2 protein-coding genes are annotated in these 2,775 nt (G+C 69.6%); both read left to right on the top strand.

From position 1 onward, the window contains the following. Window positions 1–1,780 (top strand): cytochrome c oxidase assembly protein (locus ACLN58_RS20465; protein WP_415857070.1); only part of this gene is annotated, 1,780 nt, incomplete at its 5' end. 125 nt (window positions 1,781–1,905) lie between these two features. Further along, window positions 1,906–2,775, top strand: an 870-nt coding sequence (locus ACLN58_RS20460) for a thioredoxin-like domain-containing protein (protein ID WP_415857069.1), incomplete at its 3' end; no start/stop codon positions are given.

Genomic DNA, 2,775 nt, shown 5'->3' with positions numbered 1-2,775 from the left:
CACCCGCGCCCTGCGCGTGGCGAGCGTCGCGTCCCTCGTCTGGACGGCCAGCTCGGTCGCAGTCCTCGTCTTGACTGACTCCGATCTCATCGGCCAGCCGATCTCCGGCAGCTCGGACTTCACGAAACAGCTCGTCTTCTACATGACCCAGCTCGACGTGGGCCGGGCGTGGCTCGTGACCGTGATCATCGCCGCGACCGTCGCGACGCTCCTGTTCGCCGTCCGTTCGCTCACGGGCCTCGCGCTGACGTTCCTCATTTCCGCGATAGGCCTCGTTCCCATGGCCCTCATCGGCCACTCGGCGAGCTCGAACGACCACGAGGGCGCCGTCAACTCGCTCTTCCTCCACATTCTTGGCGCGGGACTCTGGGTGGGCGGCGTCGGGATCCTCGCGCTCCTCGGCGGGACGCTCGTGGGACGCCTCCGGTCGGCGGCCGGGTCCGGCGCGGGCGTGGAGCTCACCGAGGCCGTGCTGAGGCGGTTCTCGGCGCTCGCCCTGTTCTGCTTCGTGCTCGTGGTCGTCTCGGGCATCATCAACGCGTCGCTCCGCGTGACGAGCTGGGCCGATCTGTTCGGCTCCGCCTACGGCCAGCTCGTCATCGGCAAGGTGGTGTTCGCCGTCGTCCTCGGTGTCATCGGCTTCATGCACCGGCAGTGGGTCATCCCGCAGCTCAGCCGCGGCGCGTCCGCGAAGCGCGTCCTGTGGCAGCTCGTGGGGGTCGAGGCGATCGTCATGGGCGGCGTCTCGGGCCTCGCCGTCGCGCTGAGCCGTTCGGCGCCGCCCCAGCCCACGAGCTACGCACCGGACGCGACGCCGGCCTTCATCCTCTCGGGCTACAACCTCCCGCCTGAGCCGACGGCCGCGCGCTGGTTCTCCGAGTGGCGCTTCGACTGGCTCTGGCTCGCGGTCGCGGCCTTCGGCGCCGTGGTCTACGCGCTCGGGATCATCAAGCTGCGCCGCCGCGGCGATACGTGGTCGTGGCCGCGCAGCGCCGCGTGGTTCGTGGGCCTCGTGGTCCTCACGTACATCACGAGCGGGCCGCCGGCCGTGTACGGGCGCGTCCTGTTCTCCGCGCACATGGTGGACCACATGATGCTCACCATGGTCGCGCCGCTGTTCCTCGTGCTGGGCTCGCCCATCACGCTCGCGCTCAAGGCGCTCGCGCCGCGCCAGGACGGAAGCCGTGGCCTCCGCGAGTGGATCCTCGTGTTCGTCCACTCGAAGTTCTCGCAGCTCGTGACGCACCCGCTGTTCGCCGCCGCGAACTTCGCGGGCTCGATCATCCTCTTCTACTACTCGGATCTGTTCGGATACGCGATGCGGGACCACGTGGGCCACGAGCTCATGAACCTGCACTTCACCATCACGGGCTACATCTTCGTGCTCACCATGATCGGCGCCGATCCGCTGCCGCGGCGCGCGCCGTACCCCCTCCGGCTCGTCCTCCTGTTCGCGACGATGGCGTTCCACGCGTTCTTCGGGGTGGCGCTCATGGGTTCGAACATCCTGCTTGACCCCACGTACTTTGGGAATCTCGGGCGGCCTTGGGGTCCGTCCGCGATCGCGGACCAGCAGACCGGCGGGGGCGTCGCGTGGGGAATCGGGGAGATCCCCACGGTCGTCGTGGCCATCGGAGTCGCGGTCATGTGGTCGAAGTCCGACGCGCGGGAGACGAAGCGCCGCGACCGCGCCGCGGATCGCGACAACGACGCCGAGCTCGAGGCGTACAACGAGATGTTCACCAAGCTCCAGCAGCGCGACCGCGCCCAGGGCCGGTGAGTGTGACGCCCCGCGACGCGCGCCCGGCCCCCGCCGGAACAACACCCCGCATCCCGGGGTTGACCCCTTGGATACGTTTCATCAGCCAATTCAACCGCCAGCAAGTAAGCAAGTGAGGAGCACCCGTGACCTCCGGATCCGCCGAGTCCACCAACGCTAACGCGAGCGCCGCGACGGCCCTGAGAACCGCCCACCGCGTCCGCGCGAGCGAGCTCGCGGGCCGGGGCTGGCTCAACACGGGCGGCGCCGAGCTCGACCTCGCGGCGTTGCGCGGCAAGATCGTGCTCCTCGACTTCTGGACGTTCTGCTGCATCAACTGCCTGCACGTCCTCGACGAACTGCGCCCGCTCGAGGAGAAGTACCGCGACGTCCTCGTGACGGTCGGCGTGCACTCGCCCAAGTTCGAGCACGAGGCGGATCCTGTGGCGCTCGCCTCCGCCGTGGAGCGCTACGAGATCCACCACCCCGTGCTCGACGACCCCGAGCTGCTCACGTGGCAGGCCTACACGGCGCGCGCGTGGCCCACGCTCGTCGTCGTCGATCCCGAGGGCTACATCGTGGCGCACCTTTCCGGTGAGGGGCACTCGGCGGGCCTCGGCGTCCTGGTCGAGGAGCTCATCGTGGAGCACGAGGCGAAGGGCACGCTCCACCGCGGCGACGGGCCCTACGTGGCGCCGGAACCCGTGTCGCGCACGCTCCGCTTCCCGGGCCAGGCTGTGCCGCTCGAGAATGGAAACTACCTCGTCGTGGACACGGGGCATCACCGGCTCGTCGAGCTGGCCCCCGATCTTCGGAGGGTCCAGCGGATCATCGGCTCGGGCGCGAAGGGCTATGCGGACGGCTCGGCCGAGGCCGCGCAGTTCAACGAGCCGCAGGGCGTCGCGATCCTCCCGGCCGACGTCGCGTGGCAGACCGGCTACGACGCGATCGTCGCCGACACCGTCAACCACCGGCTCCGCGGGGTTTCCCTGAGCTCGGGGCACGTGCAGACGGTG

Origin of the sequence: Sinomonas sp. G460-2, assembly GCF_047759905.1 — a bacterium.
In the GTDB taxonomy this organism is placed as follows: Bacteria; Actinomycetota; Actinomycetes; order Actinomycetales; family Micrococcaceae; genus Sinomonas.
Note: the sequence above shows the minus strand (reverse complement) of the source record. Positions and strands in the feature narration are given on the sequence as shown.